Here is a 21,695-nt window from a genome sequence, read left to right as displayed (position 1 = left end):
CGGTCGTCATCTGCGTGTACACCGAAGACCGCTGGACCGACATCCTCGCCGCCGTCGACTCCGTGCGGCAGCAGTCGTACTCCTCCCTGGAGACCCTCCTCGTCGTCGACCACAACCCGGTACTGCTGGAGCGCCTCGCCGCGAAGTTCGAGGGAGCGGCGGATACGAGGGTGCTGGCGAACGCCGGCCCGCGCGGACTGTCCGCCGGACGCAACACCGGGATCGCCACCGCCCGCGGCGACATCATCGCGTTCCTGGACGACGACGCCGTCGCCGAGCGCGACTGGCTGCACTGGTTCGCCGACGGATACGCCGACCCGCGCGTCCTCGCGGTCGGCGGGCACACCGAACCGATCTGGGCCTCGGGCCGCAGGCCCCTCTGGTTCCCGGCGGAGTTCGACTGGGTGGTGGGCTGCTCGTACAAGGGCCTGCCGCGCGGCAAGGTCGAGGTGCGCAACGTGCTCGGCGGCAACGCCTCGTTCCGGCGCCGCGCCTTCGACATCGCGGGCGGCTTCGCGACCGGCATCGGCCGCGACGGCGACAAGCGCCCGCTGGGCTGCGAGGAGACGGAGCTGTGCATCCGGATCACGCGGGCGAGACCGGACGCGGTGCTCCTGATCGACGACCGGGCCGTCATCCACCACCGGGTGCCGGCCGCCCGCGAACACTTCGCCTACTTCCGTACGCGCACCTACGCCGAGGGCCTCTCCAAGGCGCTGGTCGCCCGAAGTGTCGGCGCCGACAAGGGACTTGAGACGGAGCGCGCGTACTCGACGCGAGTGCTGCCGGCCGGAGCCGCGCGCGGTGTGCGGGACTTCGCACTCGGCCGGGCCGGCGGCGCGGGCCGCGCAGGGGCGATCGTGGCCGGGGTGCTGACGGCGGCCGGGGGCTATGCGCTCGGCACCTTGCGGGCGCGCGGCGCGGGCGCGACCTTCACCGTGGCGGAGATCGACGCGCCCGCGAAGGAATCCGGGAGAACGGAGGCGGCAGCGTGAGCGTGCAGCAGCGGAGGTCCGACGGCGGGTCCGTACCGATCCTCATGTACCACGCCGTCTCCTCCGACCCGAATCCCGAGACCCGTCAACTGTCGGTCTCACCCGCCCAGTTCGCCGAGCAGATGGAGCTGCTCGCCGACCACGGCTGCACCCCGCTGACCACCGCCGAGCTCGCCGGGATCTGGCGCGGCGGCGGCAGCCGGGCGCTCCCGGAGCGGCCCGTCCTGATCACCTTCGACGACGGTTACGAAGGTGTCCACACACACGCCCTGCCGAGCCTCGCCAAGCACGGCTTCGCAGCCACCCTGTTCGTCTCTACGGGGTGGTTGCGCGGCGCGTACGACACCGGGGGCGGGCTCGACACGATGCTCGACTGGGGCCAGGTGCGCGCGCTCGCCGGGCAGGGCGTGGAGATCGGCGGACACAGCCACACGCATCCGCAGCTCGACCAACTCGACGACACCGACCTGGAGTTCGAGCTGCTGCGCTGCCGGGACATCGTCTCCGGCGAGCTGGGCCTGCCACCGGTCTCCTTCGCGTATCCGTACGGCCACTCCGACCGCCGGGTGCGGCAGGCGGTGCGCGCGGCCGGGTTCGCCCAGTCGCTCGCTGTCGGCAACGCGCTCGCCCGGCGCCCGCAGGGCCCCTACGCCCTGCGGCGGGTCACCGTGCGCCGCTCGACCGACGTCACCGAGTTCGAGCGGCTCATCGACGGCCGCGCCATCGGCCGCGCCTTCGCCGGGGACCGCGCCCTCACCAAGGGGTACGCCGTGGTCCGCAGAGCCCGGCAGGCCGGCCGCAGGGCGGCAGCCCTGATGCCCGGCACGCTCCGCCAGAAGGGCCCACGTACCCGTGTCTGACACGACGACCACCCGCGCCCAGGGCACCCCGGCCACCACGACCGACACCGAAGCCCCGGCCCCCGCAGGACGCCGGCTCAGGCTGCCGCTGCCCCTGCCCGGCATAGGGCGCGGCAAGAAGGGCACAGAAGACGGCATGGGCGGGTCGGGGGGCGGGAGCCAGCTGTTCCGGAACGCCTATGCGCTGATGCTGAACACCGGCATCTCCGGCGTGCTCGGCGTCGGCTTCTGGCTGGCCGCGGCGCACTACTACACGGCGGACGCGGTCGGTCAGGGCTCGGCGGCGATCGCGGCGATGAAGTTCCTCGCGGGGCTCACCGCCGTGACACTGACCGGGGCCCTCGCCCGCTTCATCCCGATCGCCGGGCGCGCGACCGGACGGTTCATCTTCCGTACGTACGCGGGGAGTTCGGCGGTCGTCTCATTCGCCGCGCTGATCTTCCTGCTCACGCTCGACGTGTGGGGGCCCTCGTACCGCTTCCTACACGGAACGCTCAACGGCCTGGGCTTCATCGCGGCCGTCGTCGCCTGGTCGCTGCTCACGTTGCAGGACGGGGTGCTCACCGGGCTGCGCAGCGCGCTGTGGGTGCCGGTGGGCAACACGGTGTTCTCGCTGGTGAAGCTGGGGCTGCTCGTCGCGTTCGCGGGCGCGTTGGCGACGACCGGGGTGTTCGTCTCGTGGGTCGTCGCGATCGCGTTCTCCGTGGTCCCGCTCGGCCTGCTCGTGTTCCGGCGGCTCGTGCCGCGGCACATCGCGGCGACGGACGGCAAGGCGGAACCGCCCAAGCTGCGCGAGATGGGCCGGTTCCTCGCGGGCGACTACACGGGCTCGCTGTTCTCGCTCGCCGTCGTCTACCTGGTTCCGGTACTCATCGCCTCGCAGGTCAGCTCGGCGGACAACGCGTACTTCTACATCGCGACCACGATCGGCGGCACGGTCAACCTGCTGGCCATCAACATGGGCGCCTCGCTGACCGTGGAGGGCTCGCACGACCCGGCGCAGCTCGCCGCCAACACCCGGGCCGCGCTGCGCCGCATGGCCCGCATCATGCTCCCGATCTGCGCCCTGCTCTTCCTCCTCGCCCCGTACGTGCTTCATGTGTTCGGCGCCGACTACGCGGACGCGGCGACCCCGCTGCTGCGCTGGTTCGCGGTCGGGGCGGCGCTGCGAGTCGTCATGGAGACGTACTTCGCGGTGCTGCGCGCACAGAGCCGGACCTCCGGACTCGCCTGGCTCCAGGGCCTGTTGTGCCTGCTCGTGCTCGGCCTCACGCTGCTGCTCCTGCCCCGGATGGGGCTCACCGGCGCGGGCGTCGCCGAGATCTCCTCGCTCACCGTGATCGTGGCGATCGCCGCGCCGAAACTGTGGCGTGTGGTGCGCGCCGCCGCTCCCGCCGCGCCGACACCCGAGGACGCGCCACCCGACGGCGACCTGGCCGACCTGGGCACGCCGAAGACGCGGACCGCCACGGAGGAGAGCCCCAAGTGGGCGCTGCGCGACGCGATGGACTCGGACACGCTGCAACTCGCGGTGCAGCTGAACCTGGACCACCAGGAGCGCCGCCCCGACGTCCGTCCGGGGCCGATGACACCACCGGCCGGCACACACATGCCCACGTGGGCGACCAAGTCCCCTCCCCCGCCCGCTTCCGGGTCCGATTCCGGGCCCGCCTCCGCCTCCGCATCCCAGGCGTCGAGCGACATCCACGGGGAGGACGATTCGCTCCTCGAGCCCGACCCGTACCCGGAGGCCGTCGACCTGGCCTTCGAAACAGAGACCGAAACCGAGACCGAAACCGGGCCCGAGACCGAAACCGACCCCGTCCCCGGCCCGGTCGCGGAGCCCGAGCCCGATCCGGTCGTCCCGCTACCCACCGCCAAACCGGCGGAGCCGCCCGGGCTCACAAGGCTCACTCCACTCACCCCCACCGTCGTCGTCCTCGCGCTGCTCCTCGTGGCGGCCGTCGGGCTCTACTGGGGGCCCGTCCTCGGGATGGGCGAGGCCGACCTGGACCGGATGGGCGGGCTCGGCCTGATCTCCGTCCTGCCCCCCGTGACACTGCTCGGCGCGGCCCTGCTCATCGGCGTCTTCGCCTCACTCCTGTGGCTCGAACGCCCGCACAAACGCCTGCTGTTGCTGACGCTGCTCGCCACCGTCGTGTCGCTGCACGCGCTGCCCGCGGTCATCGAGGCGGAGCCGCGGTTCGCGACGGCCTGGCAGCACCTGGGCTTCATGGACTACATCGACCGCACCGGCTCCGCGGTCCCCGACCTGGACGCCCGCTGGAGCTGGCCCGGATTCTTCGCCGCGGCCGCGTTCCTCGCGAAGGCCTGCGGCGTCAACGACCTCACCGAGCTGATCCGCTGGTGGCCGACGGCCATCCAACTCCTCTACCTCGCCCCGATGTTCCTGCTCCTTCGCTCAATACGGGCGAGCTGGCGTGCCAAGTGGTCCAGCGTCTGGATCTTCGTCCTGAGCGGCTGGGTGGGTCAGGACTACTTCTCGCCGCAGGGCTTCACGTATCTCCTCTATCTGGTCTTCGTGGCGATCCTGCTGGTCTACTTCCGGGCGCCCCGCATGCTGTGGGGGAAACGGCGCCCCGGGGAGGCCGAGGTCGCGCCGACCGACAGACGGCAGCGCGCGGTGCTGCTCGTCGTCCTGATCGCCCTGTTCGCGGCGACGGTCCCGGCACACCAGCTGACCCCGTTCGTGATGCTGGGCGTCCTCGCGGTCCTGGTCCTGGTCGGCAGGTCCGAACTGCGCGGCCTGCCCCTCCTCTTCGGCGTCATCGTCGTCGTCTGGCTCGGCTTCCTCGCCGAGCCGTATTGGTCGGGGCACTTCAACGACCTGTTCGGCGGGATCGGCGGCGTCGGCGGCAACGTGACGTCCTCGGTCTCCGGACGTATCCAGGAAGGCAGTTCGTCCCACAAACTCGTCCTCTACACGCGCGTGCTGCTCGCCGGCGCCGTGCTGGCGTTCGCCTGCTACGGCTGGTGGCGGCGCCGCGACTGGAAGTACCGCGAGCGCTCGCTGATCGTGCTGGCCTTCGTCCCGTTCCTGGGCTTCGGCATGCAGTCCTACGGCGGCGAGATGGCGCTGCGCGTCTTTATGTTCGCCCTGCCCGGCGTCGCACTCCTCTGCGGGCTCGCGCTCTTCCCGCGCACCGGCGCCACGGCGAAGGAACGCGACAAGGACCGCATCAGCCTCGCCCCGCTGGCCGCGCTCATGGTGGGCCTGATCCTCATGGGCGGCTTCCTGGTGGCCCGCTGGGGCAACGAGCCGTTCGAGCGGATCCGGCCGGGCGAGGTCGCCGCGATGGACTACGTCTACGCCCACGACGACCCGACCGTACGGCTCCTGTGGATGAGCAACGACACGGTCAACAACGTGACGCCCGCGCTGCCTTGGGGTGCCCGCGACATGGAGAAGGTCAACTACGTCCCGACGCTCGCGCCCGTCGACCCGGTCCTCGTCGGCGGCCTGGTCAAGGCACTCAAGGACGCGGGCCCCAACTCGTACCTGATGCTCAACAAGAGCCAGGTCGTCTATCTCCAGATGGACGTCGGCTACTCCAAGGCCTGGCCCACACGCCTCGTCGAGAACCTGGACCGCCGCAAGGAGCTGAAGAAGGTCTACGTCAACGCGGACGTGACCATGTACCAACTGCGCAAGGAGCCACCGGGCAAGGTCGCGAAGGCCGAACCGGGCCCGATCGGACCGCAGATCACCTGGACACCGTGGTCACTGGTGGGCGCACTCGCGGCAGCCGCCCTGATCGTGCTGCTCACGGCACGCGAGGTGGTCCGCGTCGCACTCCGCCCAAGCATCCGCCAACTCCGCTGGCTCCAAAGCACCTTCTGGTTCTCACTACCTCTACTCGCGGTGCTCCTCGCATCCCTGATCCAACGCTTCATAACGATGGGCCTGACGTAATTCAAGCCCACGCGGCGCTTGAGCAGGCCCTTCAAGCCCGGTGCGGCAAAATCAAGCCCCGCCTTTCGGACGAGAGCCAGCGGGGTCCGGGGCAGAGCCCCGCGCCCGCAACGCACATCGACCGCAGGGGAACTACCGCCGCAACCACTTCACCTCGTACCCGCGCATCTCGAACCGCTTGCCGTCGACCTTCGCGCTGATGGAACGCTTCAACGTATTCACAACAAGCACCGCATCGTCATCCGCCAGCACCCGCACATTCGGCACATCGTCCCTGGCCACCGCCACCCGCTCAAACCTCGTCCCCGGCCCGAACTCCTCGTTGAACCGCGACACCAACCCGTACATCGGCAACGCACTCCCCCCGGAGGCCCGGTCCGTGGGCCGCCACAGGCAACCCGCGCACCCCGCACCCTTCTCGTCCTCCGGGTTCCAGTAGAACCCGGACGTCGCCCCGCCCCTGGCCATCGCGATCATCCCGGAGGCCTGCACGGCGACACGGTGCGACTCGCTCCAGCCCTGCCGCTCGTCCCGGCTGTCGGCCGGCTCCACGTAGTACTCCGCCCACCACAACGGCAGCCCGTCGGTCTGTCGCTCGATCCACTCACTGACGTCGGTGAACTTGTCGGTGGCGGCGAACTCGTCCGGCAACAGCTCGTCGTCGTTCGTATAACTGGACCCGTCGACAACGACGAAATCGGCGCCGGTCTTGTTCTTGTTCCAGTAGCCGAAGGCATCGACGATCCGCTGGTCCATCCGCCCCCAGGCCCCCTTGACCGCATCGGACCCGCCGTCCGTCTGCTGCGGATGGAGGCTGTCCATGACGAGATAGGGCCCACCGACCATGATGTCCTTACGAACGCCCTTCAGCGCCTTGTAGACGAGGTTGTAGAGCTTCGTGTACCCCTCGTAGTCCCAGCGGCCCGCGTCGTCGTTCCAGAAGCCCTTGAACTCGTTCCAGACGATGAAGTGCCGGACGTACGGGTACCGCTTGGCGACCGTCGCCGCGAGGTTCGCGTAGTCCTTGTAGTGCTCGGGCGACGGGGCGGTCTCCAGGCTGGCCTTGCTCCAGTCCGTGTTGCCGACGCCCGCCTTGCCGCCCTTCATCCAGTCGGGCGCGCAGCACAGCGTGACCACGGGCGTGCCGCCGGACTTGCGGACGAAGTCGATCCGCCGGTCCATCTCCTCGAACTGGTAACGCCCCTTCACCGGCTCCGGGTTGCTCGCACCCCAGCCCATGATGTGCTGGTTCTGCGGCATCGGCCGCTCCCCCAGCAGCTTCTCCGCGCGCTCGGTCGCGGCGGACGAACCCTCGTCGGCGGAGAACTGCGTGTGCGTGAACCCCCAACCGACCTGCGGCCCCAGCTCCTTCGGCGGCTCACCGGGCGTGCCGTGCACCCGGTCACCGTCGGTGGTAGTGCCCGCGGTGCTCTGCTTGCCGTCCGGAAGCGTGCTGATCACCGTCAGCACCAGGGCCAGTACGGCCATACCCACGCCGAGCAGGGCGATGAGCCGCCATCGCCGCGCCCCCGATTCCCACCCATGACGTCCCATCAAGGACAAGAGTAACGAGGGGAGTTGGTGGAAGGACCAGCTCCGTTGCCACGGACTCGTAACGAGGTTCGACAGCCGGGGTGCGCGTGTCGGCCGGTGTCGGCCGGTACAAGGAAGGGGGCACGCTGCGGAAATTGCGTGCGGGAGACCCGTTCGTGCCGGATCATGGCGGCATGTCTGCGAACCCATTCGATGTGCTGCCGGTCCGGCTGGGCGTCGACGACAGCGACTCGCCCTCCGACGTCGTCGACGCGCTGTTCCTCGGCCGCTTCGCCACGGGCGAGCAGCCCTACTCGCACGCGATGAACATCGACCGGGTGCGCTCCGCCGCGACGCTGCTGCCGCCGAACGCCCGGGTGCTGCGCTCCGCGCGCGACGACGACCGCAGCGCGACGCTCGCCGAGGGCGACGGGTGGACGCTGCTCATCTCCCGATGGAGCAGGGGCGCGGACGTCACCGTGACGGCGACGACGGCGGAGCTGGCGGAGAAGGTCCTGGGGCAGGCAACGGACGGCGCGGCCGACGAACCGGAACCGCAGCCGGAGAACGTGGCGATGGGCTTCTGGTACGTGTCACCGCGCCGCGGCCCGCACCGCACGACGCGCCAGATCTCGGCCGGTACGTGGGAGGAGGTGCGGGCCAACTACACGGCACCGGTCGCCGAGGCGATGGACGGGCTGATGAAGACGCGCCCCGAGGACATCGCGGGCCGCCTGCTCCTGCTGCACGGCCCGCCGGGCACGGGCAAGACGTCGGCCCTGCGCACCCTGGCCCGCTCGTGGCGGGACTGGTGCCAGGTCGACTGCGTCCTGGACCCGGAGCGGCTCTTCTCCGACGTCGGCTACCTGATGGACATCGCGATCGGCGAGGACGACGGCTCGGCGAACGGGCGCTGGCGCCTGCTCCTCCTGGAGGACTGCGACGAGCTGATCCGCGGCGAGGCGAAGCACACGGCGGGCCAGGCGCTCTCCCGTCTGCTGAACCTGACGGACGGCCTCCTTGGCCAGGGCCGCAACGTCCTGGTCGGCGTCACCACCAACGAGGACCTGGAGCGCCTCCACCCCGCGGTGGTCCGCCCCGGCCGCTGCCTGGCCCGCATCGAGGTCTCCCCACTGACCCGCCGCGAGTCGGTCGACTGGCTGGGATCGGAGGAGGGCGTGAGCCGCGAGGGCGCGACGTTGGCGGAGCTGTACGCGTTGCGCCGCGGAGTGTCTCCGACCCAGGTACCGGATCCGCGGGGTGGGTCGGAGGCGGGGTTGTACCTGTAGGCCCCGCCCCCCACGCCCCGGGGCTCCGCCCCGGACCCCGCGCCTCAATCGCCGGCGGGGCCATTTATAGCCCCTGCGGCGATTGAGCAGGCCCGTCCGGCAGGACTTTCGGGAAGGGGCGGGGAGACAAGGGGCTCCACCTACGCGTACGCCGCGCGCACAGCGTCCCGCGCCGCCGACAGAGCCGCATCCTCCGAGAGGCCCAGGCGGCGAACCCGCTCCGCGTACGCCTGCGCCGCCACCACGGCCTCCCGCTCCGCCGCATCCCCCGCGGCAGCGACAAACGTGCCGTTCCGCCCCCGCGTCTCGATCACCCCGTCCGCGTCCAGCGCCTTGTACGCCTTGGCCACCGTGTTCGCCGCGAGCCCCAGCTCCTCGGCGAGCCCCCGCACCGTGGGCAGCTTGTACCCGACGGGCAGCACCCCCGACCGCGCGAGCTCGGAGATCTGCGCCCGCACCTGCTCGAACGGCGCCGCGCTGTCGTCAATGCGGATATCGATCTTCATCGTCACGCGGTCGATTCTCCCGCAGCCCCCGAAAATGAGAGGCACCCGGTAGCGCACGGCGCGTAGCGTGCGCCCCCATGACCGTGATCGTGCGCACGCTGCGCCTGGACGACCCGGCCGACACCGATGCCTTCGCCCGCATCCGGCGAGCCTGTCTCCCCGCCATGCTGGCGACCCCCGCGTCCGTCGCGTACGACGCCGCGCACGCCCACCCCGACGCCCACTACCGCCAGCTGATCGCACAGACGGGCGACGGCGAGGCGATCGGCACCGCGCAGGTGGGCCTCGCGTACGACAGCCCGGAGCCGGGCCAGGGCTACGCGAACGTATACGTACATCCGGAGCACACGGGCCACGGCGCCGGGACCCTCCTGCTGCGCACGGCCGAAGAACACCTCGCGCAGCACGGCGCGACGGAGGTGCACTGCTGGGCCCTGGACGCCCCACGCAACCTGGCCTGGGCCGCCACCCGCGGCTACCGCGCGAGCCGCAGCGCCCACTTCCTCCGCCTCGACTTCACGGCCGGCGACCTCCCGCCCCGCCAACCTCTCCCGCCCCACGTGGAGTTGCGCACCGCCTCCGCCTACGCGGCCGACCCCCGCCCCCTCTTCGACCTGGACGCGGCGGCCACCGTCGACGAGCCGGGCGACATCCAGGCCGAACTCACGGACTACGAGCAGTGGTTGCGCGACACATGGCGCCACCCCCTCCTCAGCCACGAGCTGACGACGGTGGCCGTCGTGGACGGCACCCCTGCGGCTTTCACGGCGGCGCTCACCGACGGCGAGGGCCGCTACGTCTCGGGCATGACCGGCACGGCCCGCGCCCACCGCGGCCGCGGCCTCGCCAAACTCGCCAAGAACGACTCCCTGCACCGGGCCCGCGCCGCCGGCATCACGGTGGCGTACACGGGCAACGACACCGGAAACGAACCGATGCTCGCGATCAACAAATGGTTCGGCTACACCCTCGACGCGACGGAGATCCGCCATGCCCGCACCCTCACCACCTCATGACCGCGTGCAGATCCGCCTGATCAAAGCGGGCCACACAAAGATCACCTACCCGGCCCGGCTCCTCCACGACGACGGCGCCCACGTCACGGTCCGCGCCAACTGGGCCGGCGAGGGCGTACGCGACTTCGGCTTCGTCCGGTTCGCCCCCGGCGACGTCTTCACCGAGCACTACTGGCGCGACCGCTGGTACGCAATCAAAGAGGTCCGCACGGCCGACGGCACCCTGAAGGGCTGGTACTGCGACGTCACTCGCCCCGCCGTCCGCACCCCCGACGGCGACATCCTCTCCGAGGACCTGGACCTCGACCTGTGGGTGTCGGCGGACGGCAGCCAGGTGATCCGCCTGGACGAGGACGAGTTCGCCGAGAGCGGTCTCACCGACCGGGACCCGCAGGCCGCACAGAACGCGGTCCGGGCCCTCGACGACCTCGAACACCTCGCCAAACAGGGCGAGTTCACCACCCTCCTCACCCACCAGCCACTCACTTAACAGCGACCACCACATACCGCTCATCCACGACCTCCCGCCCCCACAGCCGCGCGTCCCCCGACAGGGACTCCCACCGGACATCCGCGACGAGCGGCGCGAGCGCCTCCGTCAACCGCGCCGCCGATATCCCGACCGGGCTCACCTCACCCCACACGCCCTCCACCAGGACGAGCCGCCCACCGGGCCTGAGCAGCGCCACCCACCGCCTCAGCACGTCCCCGATATCGGGAAGCATCCACAACACGTGCCGCGCCAGCACCACGTCGTACGCCCCCGCCCGCACCGGCGGCTCCGCCGCGTCCCCGAGGAGAAACTCCGTGTCACGCCCCGCGAGCTTGCGCCGGGCAAGGTCCAGCATCCTCGGCGCGCTGTCCACCCCGGTCACGCGATGCCCCCGCTCGGCCGCGAGGAGTGACAGACTGCCCGTCCCGCACCCGAGATCCACCACGTCACAGGCTCCCTCCGGCAGCCACTCCGCAAGCCGAAAAGCCCAGGCGGCCCGCACCTCGGGATCCTGCAGCCCATGGTCGGGTTCGTCGTCGAAATCACCCGCCATCGCGTCCCAGTCGATCGCGCCGTCAGCCGTTCCCCCGAATGTCGTCATGGCCCCACCGTGACATCCGCCACTGACAATTGCGCTTTGAAGGGCCACGCTCCGGGAACAGGTCTACAACGGCACCACGTTGGGGCCCGTGTAGGTACAGGAGGCACCATGCGCCGAGTGACCATGCACAAGCCGACCGGGGCGAGCACCATCACGCGCCGGCTGCGCGAAGACGCGGCCGACGTGAAGCAGGAACGCCCCGAAGTGCGCAAGGACGTCCGCAAGACGTGGTGGCCGGACGAGTGAGCGGGGCCGGTCGTATGACATTCAGACGCGCAGTCACAGCCGCTTGACGTAGTGGACCCGGTCGTAGGGGCCGTCCGTGCGGCGCTCCACGACCTCGTATCCGTAGCGCGGGTACAGCTCCTGGTTCTCCCACATGAGGGCGTTCGTGTAGAGCCGTACTTCGGGGAGCCCCAGTACGCGTGCGTGGTCGTCCACGAACGCGAGCAGGCGGCGCCCCACCCCCTGCCCATGGGCGTCGGGGTGGACCGCGATGCTGTCGAGGAAGAGGTGGTCGGGGCGGGACTCGACCACGACCAGGCCGGTCACGTCCGGGGCGCCCGTGACGTGGACCAGGCCCGCCGCCACGTTCGCCGCGTGGTCGGCCTCCATGGGTGCCGGTACGACGCCGATGCGGGCGATGTAGTGGTGGTACGCCGCGTCCGTGACCGCCTTGACGGCGGGCACGTCGGCGGGCGTCGCCCGGCGGATCACGGGTTCACGGCTCTCGTCGGTCATGCCGTCCTGTCTACGTCACTCCCCCTCCCGCGCACCACCAGCTTCTTCAGCAGCGGCCACGCCACGATGAGCAGGACGACCGCGTAGACCGTCACGGAGAACGGCGTGTTGACCAGGCCGCTGACGCTGCCGTCGCTGATCTGGAGGGCGCGGCGCAGCTGTTGCTCGGCGTTCGGGCCGAGGATGACGCCGATGACGGCGGGCAGCACGGGCAGTCCGTAGCGGCGCATGCCGAAGCCGATGAGGCCAATGACCAGCAGGATGACGAGGTCGATGGCCTCGCCGCCGACCGCGTACGCGCCGACCGCCGCGAAGAAGAGGATGCCGGCGTAGAGGTACGGGCGGGGGATGCGCAGGAGCTTCGCCCAGACGGGGGCCAGGGGGAGGTTCAGGGCGAGCAGCAGCACCATGCCGACGAAGAGGGATGCGATGAGGCCCCACACCAGGTCCGGTTCGCGTTCGAAGAGGAGCGGGCCCGGCTGGATTCCGTACTGCTGGAAGGCCGCGAGCATGACCGCGGCGACCGCGGTCGTCGGGAGGCCGAGGGTGAGCATGGAGACGAGGGTGCCCGCCGCCGATGCGGAGGCCGCCGATTCCGGGCCCGCGACGCCCTCGATGGCGCCCTTGCCCCACTCGTCCTTGTGCTTGGACAGGCGCTTCTCGGCGACGTAGGAGAGGAACGTGGGGATTTCGGCGCCGCCCGCGGGGATCGCGCCGAACGGGAAGCCGATGAGGGGGCCGCGCAGCCAGGACTTCCAGGTGCGCTTCACATCCGAACCGCCGAGCCAGGGGCGGCCGACGGGGATCGCCTCGCCGCTCGTGCGGCGCAGGTGGGCGGCCACCCACAGGGCCTCGCCGATGGCGAAGAGGCCGACCGCGACGATGACGACGTCGACGCCGTCGGCGAGCTGCAACGAGCCGAAGGTGAGGCGTTGTTGGCCCGTCATCTGGTCCAACCCGACCAGGCCGATGGTGAGTCCGATGAGGAGGGACGCGAGGCCGCGTACGCGGGACGAGCCGAGGACCGAGGTCACCGCGATGAACGCGAGGACCATGATGGCGAAGTAGTCGGGCGCGCCGATGTCGACGGCGAGCGAGGCGACCTTCGGGGCGAGGGCGACCAGGAGGATCGTGCCGATCATGCCGCCCGCGAAGTGTCCGATGGCGGCGGCCGCGAGGGCCTGCGCGCCGCGTCCGGACTTCGCCATGGGGTTGCCCTCCATGGCGGCGACCACGGCGGCGCTCTCGCCGGGCGTGTTCAACAGGATGGACGTCGTCGAGCCGCCGAACATGGCGCCGTAGTAGATGCCCGCGAACATGATGAACGCGCCGGTGGGTTCGAGTCCGTACGTCACCGGGAGGAGCAGGGCGACGGCCATGGCGGGGCCGATGCCGGGCAGCACGCCGATGGCGGTGCCGAGCAGGACGCCGATGGCCGCCCAGAGGAGGTTGATGGGGGTGAGGGCGGTGCCGAAGCCGTCGAGAAGGGAGTTGAGGGCGTCCATCGCGTTACAGCACTCCCATCAAGGGGCCGCCCGGCAGGGGGACGCCGAGCAGGTTGTTGAAGAGGACGAAGGTCAGGAGGGAGAGTCCTGCGGCGATCAGGGGGTCGCGGGTGAGGTGGCGGCTGCCGAGCGCGTACGCCGCGCCCCAGAACAGCAGCGCGCCCGCGAGCGGGAAGCCGAGCGGCTCGATGAGCACGGCGGTGGCGAGGAAGACGCCCGCGAGCAGCAGCACGGTGCGCCAGTCGGCGGGTTCGGCCAGGTCGACGTCCTCGCCCGCCTCTGCCTCTCCCTTGCCGCCGCGCAGTACGTCGACGGCGAGCAGGACGGCGACGACGAGGAGGCCGATGCCGACGACGATCGGCACGGTCTTCGGGCCGACGGGCCCGCGCTGTGCGATGTCGACGTTCATGGTGAGCGCGTCGGTGAGGACGAGGATGCCGAGCGCCAACAGCAGGACGCAGACGCCGAGTTCGGAGTGGGAGCGCAGCCAGGACATGCGCGGGCCCTCATCGGGGCGGGTGTCGGTGGCGGTCACAGGCTCTACCGGATTCACAGCCCCAGCTCCTTCAGTACGGACACGACCCGCTTGTCCTCGGCGTCGAGGAACGTGCCGAATTTGTCGCCGACGAGGAAGGCGTCGTCCCAGCCGTTCGTCTTCAGCGACTTCTTCCACTCCTTGGAAGCGTGCAACTTCCGTACGAGGTTGGTGAGTTTGTCGCGCTGGGTGCCGGACAGGCCGGGCGGGGCGACGATGCCGCGCCAGTTGGTGAAGTCGACGTCGTAGCCGGATTCCTTGAGGGTGGGTCCGTCGAGGCCGGAGGCGCGCTCGGGTCCCGTGACGGCGAGGAGGCGCAGTTCGCCGCTCTTGATCTGGTCGAGGTACTCGCCGACGCCGGAGACGCCGAAGGCGACCTTGTTGCCGAGGATGGAGGCGAGGAGTTCGCCGCCGCCGTCGAAGGGCACGTAGTTGACCTTTTTAGGCTGGATGCCGGCGGCGCGCGCCATCAGCATGGGCGCCAGGTGGTCGGGGCCGCCGGGCGAGGAGCCGCCGCCGACGGGCAGCTTGCCGGGGTTCTTCTTCCAGGCGTCGATGAGCTGCTTGATGTTCTTGTACGGGGAGTCCTTCGCGACCACGACGACATCGGGCTCCTCGGTGAGCCGGGCGATGGGTGTGGTGTCGGCGAGGGTCTTCGGGGAGTGGTTGGAGCGGGCGGCGCCGACGACGCCGAGGCCCATGGACATGGCCAGCTTGCCGTTGCCGTGTTCGCCGACGAGGCGGGTCAGGCCGACGGTGCCGCCCGCGCCCGGCAGGTTGAACACCTCGATGTTGTGGGTGAGTCCGGCGTCCTCGGCGTTCTTGGCGGCGGTACGCGCGGTGATGTCGTAGCCGCCGCCGGGGGTGTTGGGGACCATGAGGCGCAGGCCGGGGATCTGGGTGCCGGTGTCGGCGCCGCTGCCCGTGGTGAGCAGCGGCGGCGCCACCAGGACGAGCAGCGCGGCCCCGAGCAGGGCGAGGGGTGTGCGCAGGCGCACGTGTGCCACCTACTTCTTGGGTTCGTTTTGACTGTGGGGCGGTTGTGAGGTGGCCCACATGTTGCCCACGCGTTAACAAGCTGTCTCCCTTCCGCAAGCAACGGACGTTGTGGTCCTTGTGGTCGCGCACCTACTCTGCGCCAGTGACAAAGGTCTTGATCAAGGTCTTGATCGTGGACGACGACTTCATGGTCGCGAAGCTGCACAGCCGGTGCGTGTCCGCGATGGACGGGTTCGTGGTGGCCGGGGTGGCGCACAGCGGCGCGGAGGCGCTGCGCGCCGCGGAGGCGCTGCGGCCCGATCTGGTGCTCCTGGACGTGTACTTGCCGGACATGGACGGCATCGAGGTGTTGCGGGCGCTGAGGGTGGCGGAGGAGCGGGATCCGGCCAGGACCGCGGTGGACGCGCTGTTCATCACGGCGGCGCGGGAGGCGGAGGTGGTGCGGGCGGCGCTGCGGGCGGGGGCGCAGCACTACCTCATCAAGCCGTTCAACCAGGCGGCGCTGCAAGAGCAGTTGAGGCATGTGGCGGAGCTGCGGACGCGCCTCGACGATCTGGACGAGGCGCGTCAGGAGGACGTCGACCGGATCTTCGGCGCCCGCCCGCCGGGTTCGAGGGAGCTGCCGAAGGGGCTCGCGGCGCACACCGCGGATCTGGTGGAGCGGACGCTGCGCGCGCATCCGGCGGGGCTTTCGGCGACGGAGTGCGCCCAGGAGGCGGGCACGCTGTCGCGGGTGAGCGCGCGCCGGTACCTGGAGTTCTTCGCGGGAACGGGCCGAGCGCGGGTGACGCTCCGCTACGGCGGGACGGGGCGGCCGGAGCGGCGGTATCGGTGGGTGTCCTGAGGGGAGTCTGAGTGGCGTCTTAAGGGGGCCATAAAGATCCACTCGGAGCGCTCCCAGGGGCCGAACAGGGCGTTTTTTCGGGCTAACTTCCTTGCCGCACCCCCCAATGCAACTCGATCAAGGAGTACCCCCATGCCCGCAAGCCGCCGCAAGCTCGCCGCGCTCACCACGGTCGGCGCGATCCCCCTCGCGTTCACCGCCCTGTCCGCCACCCCCGCGGCAGCGCACGGCACGCTCGGTGACCCCGCCAGCCGGGTCGCCGCCTGTTACGCGGAGGGCGCCGAGAGCCCCACGTCGGCGGCGTGCAAGGCGGCGGTCGCCGAGGGCGGCCCGCAGGCCCTGTACGACTGGAACGGCATCCGGGACGGTGCCGCCGGCGGCAAGCACCAGGAGAACATCCCGGACGGCAAGCTGTGCTCGGCGAACTCGGACGAGTTCAAGGGCATGGACCTGGCCCGCGACGACTGGCCCGCGACGAAGGTCTCGGCGGGCTCGTACACCTTCAAGTACAAGGTGACCGCCCAGCACAAGGGCACGTTCAACCTCTACATGACGAAGCAGGGCTACGACGCGTCGAAGCCGCTGAAGTGGTCCGACCTGGACCTGGAGAACCCGGTCGCGACGAAGACGGATCCGACGGCGTCGGGCGGCTACTACACGTTCTCCGGGAAGCTCCCTGACCGTACGGGCCGCCAGCTGGTCTACGGCATCTGGCAGCGCTCGGACAGCCCGGAGGCGTTCTACTCCTGCTCGGACGTGACGTACGGGGGTGCGTCCGCGGCCGCGGCGGCCGAGCCCTCGGACCAGCAGATCGCGGCGGACGCGGACAAGTCGACGGTCGACCACAGTGGTATGGACATGGGTGACGACGACGCCAACGCCCCTGCGGCGCAGGGAGGTTCGGAGAACCTGGCGGAGACGGGGGGCGACTCCGCCACCCCGTACATCGCGATGGGCGGCGCGGCTGCCCTGGCGATCGGCGCGGCGGGCCTGTTCGCCTCGATGCGCCGCCGCGCAACGACTGGCCGCCACATCCGGTAGCCCAATCCCCTGCGGCGATCGCACCATTCAAACCCGCGCGGCGGTCGGGCCATTCAAGCCCCTGCGGCGATTGAGCAGGCCTTTCAAGCCCCTCCGGCGATTGAGGAGCGGGGTCCGGGGCGGAGCCCCGGGTTTCGGCCCGGGAGCCGCCTGCTCAATCGCCGCAGGGGCTTGATTGGCTCAGCCCCCCGCAGGGGATCGGCTCAGGCCGCCGCAGGGCGGACCATGGATGGGCCGAATTTGGTGCGGGTGCGGTCGGCGGCAGCCTCCAGGGACCGCGCCCGCTCATCCGCCGAATCGAACAAAAGCTGCCGCGCCGCCCGCTCCGCCGAAACCAACCTCTCGGCCCGCAACGCGAAGGACCGCACACGGGCCCGCTGCAACCCGAGCCGCTCATGAAGCTCGTACGCGAACGAGGTCAACGCCGGGGTATGGGCGGACGCCTCCCGCAGACTGCCCGTACGGGTCGTCACGCTGCGATCCACATAACGCACGGTCAGCGCAAGGGACCCGGCCGCCTGCCCCTCCGCACGCAGCCGCAGCCCGAGCCGGTCGGTGAGCGCGAGCAGCGCGGCCCGCTGCCGGTCGCGGTCCAACTCGTCCTGCGGGAAGTCGTGTTCGACGCGGATCGAGCGAGCCGGGGCCGCCGGGACCACCGTTGTCGGGTCGAGGCCGCGGGCCGCGTCGTGCAGCCGGCGCCCCGCGGCGGCGCCGAGGATCCGTTGCAGGGTGCCGAGCGGCGCGGCGGCGATCCGGCCGATGCTGTCGAGGCCGTACGAGGACAGGGTGCGGGCGGTCGCCGGCCCCACGCCGTACAGCGCGGCGGCCGGTTTGTGCGCGAGGAAGGCGGTGACCGCGTCCAGGTCGGCGGGGAGTTCACGGACCGCCGAGGGCGGCCCGTCGACGGCGACCATGCGGGCCAGCATCGGGTTCGCGGCGACGCCGATGGTCGAGCGGAGCCCGTACAGACCCCCGGTGCGGGCCCGGATCCGCTCGGCCAGGGCGAGCGCGTCCGTGCCGAAGTAGCGCAGGCTGCCCGTGACGTCGACGAGCGCGGCGTCCGGCGGCAGCGCCTGCACGAGGGGCGTGAACTCGGCGAGCAGGGCGAGCAGTCGGAGGTAGAGCTGCTCGTCCACGAGGTCGTGGAAGTGCACGTACAGAACCTGCGGCACCTGGACACCGTCTCCTTTCGTCATCCCGCGCTCCCCGGGCTCTGGTGCCACAACTTGCGGCTCTGCTTGACGGATTCGCCGGGTGGCTGGAGGTCCGCCCAGGGGTGAAGGTCGTAACCGGTCTCCAGGTGGATGCTGCGGCTGTCCGCCGCGGCGGGGGCCGGGGCGTGGGCCTCGGTGAGCCGGTCCGTCACCGCCGACAGGCCCCCCGCGCGGCGCAGTTCGGCGAGTTCGGCGAGGTCCCAGGCGGCGGATCCGGTGACCGAGAGCGCCTTGCCGTTGCCGCCGCCGCGGCGCTGCACGACGCCGCGTACGAGGAGCAGCCAGGAGTGGAAGACGGTGTGCGCGGACGCGTCGTGGCTGTCCTCGAAGAACGCGCAGTCGACCAGGCCCGAGGTGTCGTCGAGCGTCGTGAAGATGACGCGTTTGCCGGAGCGGACCGGTGGTGTCTGTACGGCGCCCTTCGCGCCGGCGACCAGGACCACCTGTCCGTGCGGCAGGTCCTTGAGGCGGTGTGCGGAGGCCACGCCCAGTTCGTCGAGCAAATCCCGGTGGTCGCCCAGGAGATGGCGCGAGGTGTCCATGCCGAGCACGCCGAGCTCGGCGCCGAGCCGTTCCGCGTCGTCGAGGTCGGGCAGCTGGGCGGGGGCCACCTCGGCGGGGGCCTCTCCCGTCTCGCCGAGCGCCAACTGGCCCTGCGCGCCGCCCCGTCCGCTCCGCTGCGACTCGGCGATGTGCAGCATCAGGTCCCGCCGGTTGCGCCCGAAGGCGTCCAACGCGCCGACCTGCGCGAGGCGTTCGGCGACCGGGCGGGACGGGCGGGCGCGGGAGAGGAAGTCCTGGAGCGAGACGTAGGGGCGTCCCGCGACGATCCGCTCCGCCTCGGCGTCGCTCATGCCGCGCACATCACCGAGCGCGAGCCGGACACCGTGCACCAAAGCGGGACCGTCCCCGCCATTCAGATCAGACACCAGTTCGATTCGATAGACCGGGTCCGACGCGTTCACATCGAGCGGCAGCACCGGCACCCCCCACCGCCGCGCGTCCGCGAGCAGCAGCCGCTTCGGGTACATGCCGGGGTCGTGCGTGAGCAACCCCGCGTAGAACGCGGCCGGATGGTGCGCCTTCAGCCACGCCGACTGGTACGAGGGCACGGCGAACGCGACGGCGTGCGCCTTGCAGAACCCGTACGCGCCGAACGCCTCGATGATCTCCCAGGTCCGCTTCACGACCTCCTCCTCGTATCCGCGCCTACGGGCCTGCTGCGCGAACCAGGCGCGCACCCGCCCGAGTTGGTCCGCCTTCGACAGCGTCCGCCGCGTGTAGTCGCCGAAGGCGAGGCTGCACCCGGTCATCACGTGCAGCATCTTGATGATCTGCTCGTGGAAGACGACCACGCCGCACGTCTCCTCCAGCGCGTCCTTCAGATCCCGATGCGGGTACGCGGGCGCCTGCTTGCCGTGCCGCGCCTTGATGAACGGGTCGACCATGTTGGCCGCGACCGGGCCGGGCCGGAACAGCGAGATGTCCACGACCAGGTCGTGGAAGGTCTCGGGCCGCAGCCGCGCGAGCAGATCGCGCTGGCCCGGCGACTCGGTCTGGAAGCAGCCCAAGGTCTGTGAGGACTGGATGAGTTGATACGTCTTCGGGTCGCCCGGCGGCACCTGTTCCGGGTCGTCGAGCTCCACCCGCTCCCCGGTCGACCGTTCGATCTCGGCGACCGAGTGCGCCATCGCGGACTGCATCCGCACCCCGAGGACGTCGAGCTTGAGCAGGCCGAGGTCCTCCACGTCCTCCTTGTCGAACTGGGCCATGGGAAAGCCCTCGGTGCTGGTCGGCACGACCGGCGTGCGCCGCAGCAGGGACGTGTCCGAGAGCAGCACCCCGCACGGGTGCATGGCGATCCCGCGCGGCAGCGCGTCGAGCGCCTCGACCAGGTCCCACAGCTTCGGCGGGTACGCGTCCGGGTCGATGCCGCGCAGCTCAGGGAGTTCCTGGAGCGCGGAGCGTGCGTCGCGGGCGCGGATGTGCGGGAAGGACTTCGCGAGCCGGTCCACATCGGCCGGCTCCATGCCGAGGGCGAGGCCCACGTCCCGTACGGCATGGCGGACCCGGTAGGTCTCCGGCATGGACACGGTGGCCACCCGCTCGGGCCCGAAGCGGTCCAGGATCGCCCGGTAGACGTCCAGGCGGCGGGCGGACTCCACGTCGATGTCGATGTCGGGCAGCTCCATCCGCTGCTCGGACAGGAAGCGCTCCATGAGGAGTCCGTGTTCGACCGGGTCGGCCGTGGCGATGCCGAGCAGATGGTTGACCAGCGAGCCAGCACCGGAACCACGCGCGGCGACCCGTATGCCCAACTCCCGTGTATCGGCGATGACTTGGGCGACGGTGAGGAAGTACGAGGCGTAGCCGAGCCGTTCGATCAGGCCCAACTCGCTCTCCAGACGCTCCCAGTACCGGCGCTTGTAGTCGTAGCGGCGGGCCAGCATCGCGGCGGTGCAGCGCGAGCGCAGCACCCGGTCGGGGGTGCGCCGGGCGGCGCCGACGAGGTCCGGTTCAGGGAAGTGCACGCGGCCGAGCCCCAGGTCGTCCTCGGGGTCGACGCGGCAGGCCTGGGCGGTCTCCTCGGTGACGGCGAGGAGGCGGTGCGCGGTGTTGGCGCCGTATCCGGCGGCCTCGGCGACCTGCTCGGCGACGCGTGCCATGTCGGTGGCCGGCTTGAGCCACCGCTCGCCGCTGTCGAGCGTCCCGCGCGGGTCGATCGGCACCAGGCGGCGCGCGGAGTCGAGGACGTCGGCGACCTGCCCCTGTCCGGCGTCGGCGTAGCGGACGGCGTTGCTGAGTACGGGGAGGATCCCCTGGTCGGCGGCGAAGCCGAGGGCGCGGGCGGCATGGCGCAGTGAGCCGGAGCCGGTGCCGCTCAGGCCGTGGGAGACGACCTCGATGCGCAGCGCCGCGCTGCCGTACCGCTCCCGCCAGGGCGCGAGCAGCCGGGCCGCGCGGTCCGGGCGTCCCGCGGCGAGCGCGCGGCCGACGTCCGAGTCCGGGCCGAGCAGTACGAAGACGGGGCCGCCGGGGCCGTGGTCCACCCCCAGCACGCCCCAGGGCAACAGGGGCCGGCGGCTCCCCCCGGAGCCGATGCCCGCGTCCCGGTGCGCCGCGGTGACGAGCCGGCACAGTTCGGCCCAGCCGTCCGCGCCGCCCCGGGCGAGGAACGTCACGCGCTGCGCCGACTCGTCGACGAACGCGCCACCCCTGGCCGGTGCGCGCCGCCGCTCGGTGCGCTCGGCCACCTCGGCGGGCGCGGCCACGGCGAGGTCCACCCCGAACAGTGGCCGGATACCGGCCCTGCCCGCGGCCTTGGCGAAGCGGACGGCGCCGCCGAGGGTGTCCCGGTCGGTCAGCGCGAGGGCGTCGAGGCCGCGCTCGGCGGCGCGCTCGGCGAGCGCGTCCGGGTGCGAGGCCCCGTACCGCAGGGAGAAGCCCGAGGCGGTGTGCAGATGCGTAAAGCCCCGCATCCGAACCACCTCGTCACTACTCCCCCCTCTATCCGACCTGCCAGACCTGTACGACCTGCCACACCAGCCTCATCAGGGCCGATGCCCTCACCGTAAACCATGTTCGAATA

Annotated in this window: 18 protein-coding genes; 9 read left to right on the top strand and 9 right to left on the bottom strand. The window is 71.1% G+C overall.

Annotated elements, in window-relative coordinates:
- Window positions 1-8: 8 nt before the first annotated feature.
- From ACWD2L_RS31815 to ACWD2L_RS31805, 3 genes are read left to right on the top strand one after another with little or no spacing between them, the layout of a single operon-like run.
- Window positions 9-995: a glycosyltransferase family 2 protein gene (locus tag ACWD2L_RS31815; RefSeq protein WP_451192722.1), complete on the top strand. Its 987-nt coding sequence runs from the start codon at window positions 9-11 to the stop codon at window positions 993-995.
- A gap of 44 nt (window positions 996-1,039) precedes the next feature.
- Window positions 1,040-1,855: a polysaccharide deacetylase family protein gene (locus ACWD2L_RS31810; RefSeq protein ID WP_351341150.1), complete on the top strand. Its 816-nt coding sequence runs from the start codon at window positions 1,040-1,042 to the stop codon at window positions 1,853-1,855.
- The gene (locus ACWD2L_RS31805; protein WP_451192707.1) at window positions 1,848-5,789 is read left to right on the top strand and encodes a lipopolysaccharide biosynthesis protein; all 3,942 of its coding nucleotides are present in this window, start codon (window positions 1,848-1,850) and stop codon (window positions 5,787-5,789) included. The genes ACWD2L_RS31810 and ACWD2L_RS31805 overlap by 8 nt, the downstream gene beginning before the upstream one ends.
- A 132-nt stretch (window positions 5,790-5,921) precedes the next feature.
- Here ACWD2L_RS31805 and ACWD2L_RS31800 read toward each other — a convergent pair whose 3' ends face one another.
- Window positions 5,922-7,343 carry a GH39 family glycosyl hydrolase gene (locus tag ACWD2L_RS31800; protein ID WP_351341117.1) on the bottom strand — a complete coding sequence of 474 codons (1,422 nt, stop codon included), beginning with the start codon at window positions 7,341-7,343 and terminating at the stop codon, window positions 5,922-5,924.
- Between the two features lie 173 nt (window positions 7,344-7,516).
- Between ACWD2L_RS31800 and ACWD2L_RS31795 the strand changes: the two genes are divergently transcribed.
- On the top strand, window positions 7,517-8,611 hold the full coding sequence (locus ACWD2L_RS31795; RefSeq protein WP_351341120.1) for a DUF5925 domain-containing protein: 1,095 nt from the start codon (window positions 7,517-7,519) through the stop codon (window positions 8,609-8,611).
- A 140-nt stretch (window positions 8,612-8,751) separates the two neighbouring features.
- Here the strand turns inward: ACWD2L_RS31795 and ACWD2L_RS31790 are convergent, their stop codons facing one another.
- Window positions 8,752-9,117 (bottom strand): GntR family transcriptional regulator, encoded by a 366-nt coding sequence (locus ACWD2L_RS31790; protein WP_351341153.1) that lies wholly within the window; start codon window positions 9,115-9,117, stop codon window positions 8,752-8,754.
- 77 nt (window positions 9,118-9,194) lie between these two features.
- Here ACWD2L_RS31790 and ACWD2L_RS31785 point away from each other — a divergent pair, with 77 nt between their 5' ends.
- A complete protein-coding gene (locus tag ACWD2L_RS31785; RefSeq protein ID WP_351341123.1) occupies window positions 9,195-10,133 on the top strand; it encodes a GNAT family N-acetyltransferase in 939 nt (312 codons plus the stop codon).
- The gene (locus ACWD2L_RS31780; protein WP_351341126.1) at window positions 10,108-10,623 is read left to right on the top strand and encodes a DUF402 domain-containing protein; all 516 of its coding nucleotides are present in this window, start codon (window positions 10,108-10,110) and stop codon (window positions 10,621-10,623) included. The genes ACWD2L_RS31785 and ACWD2L_RS31780 overlap by 26 nt, the downstream gene beginning before the upstream one ends.
- Here the strand turns inward: ACWD2L_RS31780 and ACWD2L_RS31775 are convergent.
- Window positions 10,616-11,227 (bottom strand): class I SAM-dependent methyltransferase, encoded by a 612-nt coding sequence (locus tag ACWD2L_RS31775; RefSeq protein WP_351341129.1) that lies wholly within the window; start codon window positions 11,225-11,227, stop codon window positions 10,616-10,618. The two genes, ACWD2L_RS31780 and ACWD2L_RS31775, sit on opposite strands and share 8 nt — an antisense overlap.
- A gap of 108 nt (window positions 11,228-11,335) precedes the next feature.
- Here ACWD2L_RS31775 and ACWD2L_RS31770 point away from each other — a divergent pair, with 108 nt between their 5' ends.
- Window positions 11,336-11,473 carry a hypothetical protein gene (locus ACWD2L_RS31770; RefSeq protein ID WP_351341132.1) on the top strand — a complete coding sequence of 46 codons (138 nt, stop codon included), beginning with the start codon at window positions 11,336-11,338 and terminating at the stop codon, window positions 11,471-11,473.
- A gap of 33 nt (window positions 11,474-11,506) precedes the next feature.
- Here the strand turns inward: ACWD2L_RS31770 and ACWD2L_RS31765 are convergent, their stop codons facing one another.
- The 4 genes from ACWD2L_RS31765 to ACWD2L_RS31750 are packed head-to-tail and all read right to left on the bottom strand — an operon-like array spanning window position 11,507 to window position 15,006.
- Window positions 11,507-11,968, bottom strand: a complete 462-nt coding sequence (locus ACWD2L_RS31765) for a GNAT family N-acetyltransferase (protein ID WP_351341135.1) — start codon at window positions 11,966-11,968, stop codon at window positions 11,507-11,509.
- Window positions 11,965-13,473 carry a tripartite tricarboxylate transporter permease gene (locus ACWD2L_RS31760; protein WP_351341138.1) on the bottom strand — a complete coding sequence of 503 codons (1,509 nt, stop codon included), beginning with the start codon at window positions 13,471-13,473 and terminating at the stop codon, window positions 11,965-11,967. The genes ACWD2L_RS31765 and ACWD2L_RS31760 overlap by 4 nt, the downstream gene beginning before the upstream one ends.
- Window positions 13,474-13,477: 4 nt before the next feature.
- Window positions 13,478-13,969, bottom strand: coding sequence for a tripartite tricarboxylate transporter TctB family protein (locus ACWD2L_RS31755; protein WP_351341156.1), 492 nt, complete (start codon window positions 13,967-13,969; stop codon window positions 13,478-13,480).
- A 53-nt stretch (window positions 13,970-14,022) separates the two neighbouring features.
- The gene (locus tag ACWD2L_RS31750; protein WP_351341141.1) at window positions 14,023-15,006 is read right to left on the bottom strand and encodes a Bug family tripartite tricarboxylate transporter substrate binding protein; all 984 of its coding nucleotides are present in this window, start codon (window positions 15,004-15,006) and stop codon (window positions 14,023-14,025) included.
- A 155-nt stretch (window positions 15,007-15,161) separates the two neighbouring features.
- Between ACWD2L_RS31750 and ACWD2L_RS31745 the strand changes: the two genes are divergently transcribed.
- Together ACWD2L_RS31745 and ACWD2L_RS31740 are read left to right on the top strand one after the other, a co-directional pair.
- Window positions 15,162-15,851 (top strand): response regulator, encoded by a 690-nt coding sequence (locus ACWD2L_RS31745; protein ID WP_351341158.1) that lies wholly within the window; start codon window positions 15,162-15,164, stop codon window positions 15,849-15,851.
- A gap of 132 nt (window positions 15,852-15,983) precedes the next feature.
- Window positions 15,984-16,892, top strand: coding sequence for a lytic polysaccharide monooxygenase auxiliary activity family 9 protein (locus ACWD2L_RS31740; RefSeq protein ID WP_351341144.1), 909 nt, complete (start codon window positions 15,984-15,986; stop codon window positions 16,890-16,892).
- A 203-nt stretch (window positions 16,893-17,095) separates the two neighbouring features.
- Here the strand turns inward: ACWD2L_RS31740 and ACWD2L_RS31735 are convergent, their stop codons facing one another.
- Window positions 17,096-18,088, bottom strand: a complete 993-nt coding sequence (locus ACWD2L_RS31735) for a DNA polymerase Y family protein (protein ID WP_351341866.1) — start codon at window positions 18,086-18,088, stop codon at window positions 17,096-17,098.
- Complete coding sequence (locus tag ACWD2L_RS31730; protein WP_351341864.1) at window positions 18,085-21,585, bottom strand: DNA polymerase III subunit alpha; 3,501 nt, start codon at window positions 21,583-21,585, stop codon at window positions 18,085-18,087. The genes ACWD2L_RS31735 and ACWD2L_RS31730 overlap by 4 nt, the downstream gene beginning before the upstream one ends.
- Window positions 21,586-21,695 lie beyond the last annotated feature (110 nt).

It is taken from the genome of Streptomyces sp. NPDC002754, assembly GCF_053592315.1.
The sequence above is the reverse complement of the archived record's forward strand: the minus strand, read 5'-3'. Positions and strand labels throughout refer to the sequence as shown.

Excerpts from the sequence above, each read along its gene's own strand:
- ACWD2L_RS31790 (WP_351341153.1), bottom strand. The coding sequence starts at position 9,117 with ATGAAGATCGATATCCGCATTGACGACAGCGCGGCGCCGTTCGAGCAG.
- ACWD2L_RS31730 (WP_351341864.1), bottom strand. The coding sequence starts at position 21,585 with ATGCGGGGCTTTACGCATCTGCACACCGCCTCGGGCTTCTCCCTGCGG.
- ACWD2L_RS31785 (WP_351341123.1), top strand. The coding sequence starts at position 9,195 with ATGACCGTGATCGTGCGCACGCTGCGCCTGGACGACCCGGCCGACACC.
- ACWD2L_RS31740 (WP_351341144.1), top strand. The coding sequence starts at position 15,984 with ATGCCCGCAAGCCGCCGCAAGCTCGCCGCGCTCACCACGGTCGGCGCG.
- ACWD2L_RS31760 (WP_351341138.1), bottom strand. The coding sequence starts at position 13,473 with ATGGACGCCCTCAACTCCCTTCTCGACGGCTTCGGCACCGCCCTCACC.
- ACWD2L_RS31780 (WP_351341126.1), top strand. The coding sequence starts at position 10,108 with ATGCCCGCACCCTCACCACCTCATGACCGCGTGCAGATCCGCCTGATC.
- ACWD2L_RS31755 (WP_351341156.1), bottom strand. The coding sequence starts at position 13,969 with ATGTCCTGGCTGCGCTCCCACTCCGAACTCGGCGTCTGCGTCCTGCTG.
- ACWD2L_RS31770 (WP_351341132.1), top strand. The coding sequence starts at position 11,336 with ATGCGCCGAGTGACCATGCACAAGCCGACCGGGGCGAGCACCATCACG.
- ACWD2L_RS31765 (WP_351341135.1), bottom strand. The coding sequence starts at position 11,968 with ATGACCGACGAGAGCCGTGAACCCGTGATCCGCCGGGCGACGCCCGCC.
- ACWD2L_RS31775 (WP_351341129.1), bottom strand. The coding sequence starts at position 11,227 with ATGACGACATTCGGGGGAACGGCTGACGGCGCGATCGACTGGGACGCG.
- ACWD2L_RS31800 (WP_351341117.1), bottom strand. The coding sequence starts at position 7,343 with ATGGGACGTCATGGGTGGGAATCGGGGGCGCGGCGATGGCGGCTCATC.
- ACWD2L_RS31795 (WP_351341120.1), top strand. The coding sequence starts at position 7,517 with ATGTCTGCGAACCCATTCGATGTGCTGCCGGTCCGGCTGGGCGTCGAC.
- ACWD2L_RS31735 (WP_351341866.1), bottom strand. The coding sequence starts at position 18,088 with ATGACGAAAGGAGACGGTGTCCAGGTGCCGCAGGTTCTGTACGTGCAC.
- ACWD2L_RS31810 (WP_351341150.1), top strand. The coding sequence starts at position 1,040 with ATGTACCACGCCGTCTCCTCCGACCCGAATCCCGAGACCCGTCAACTG.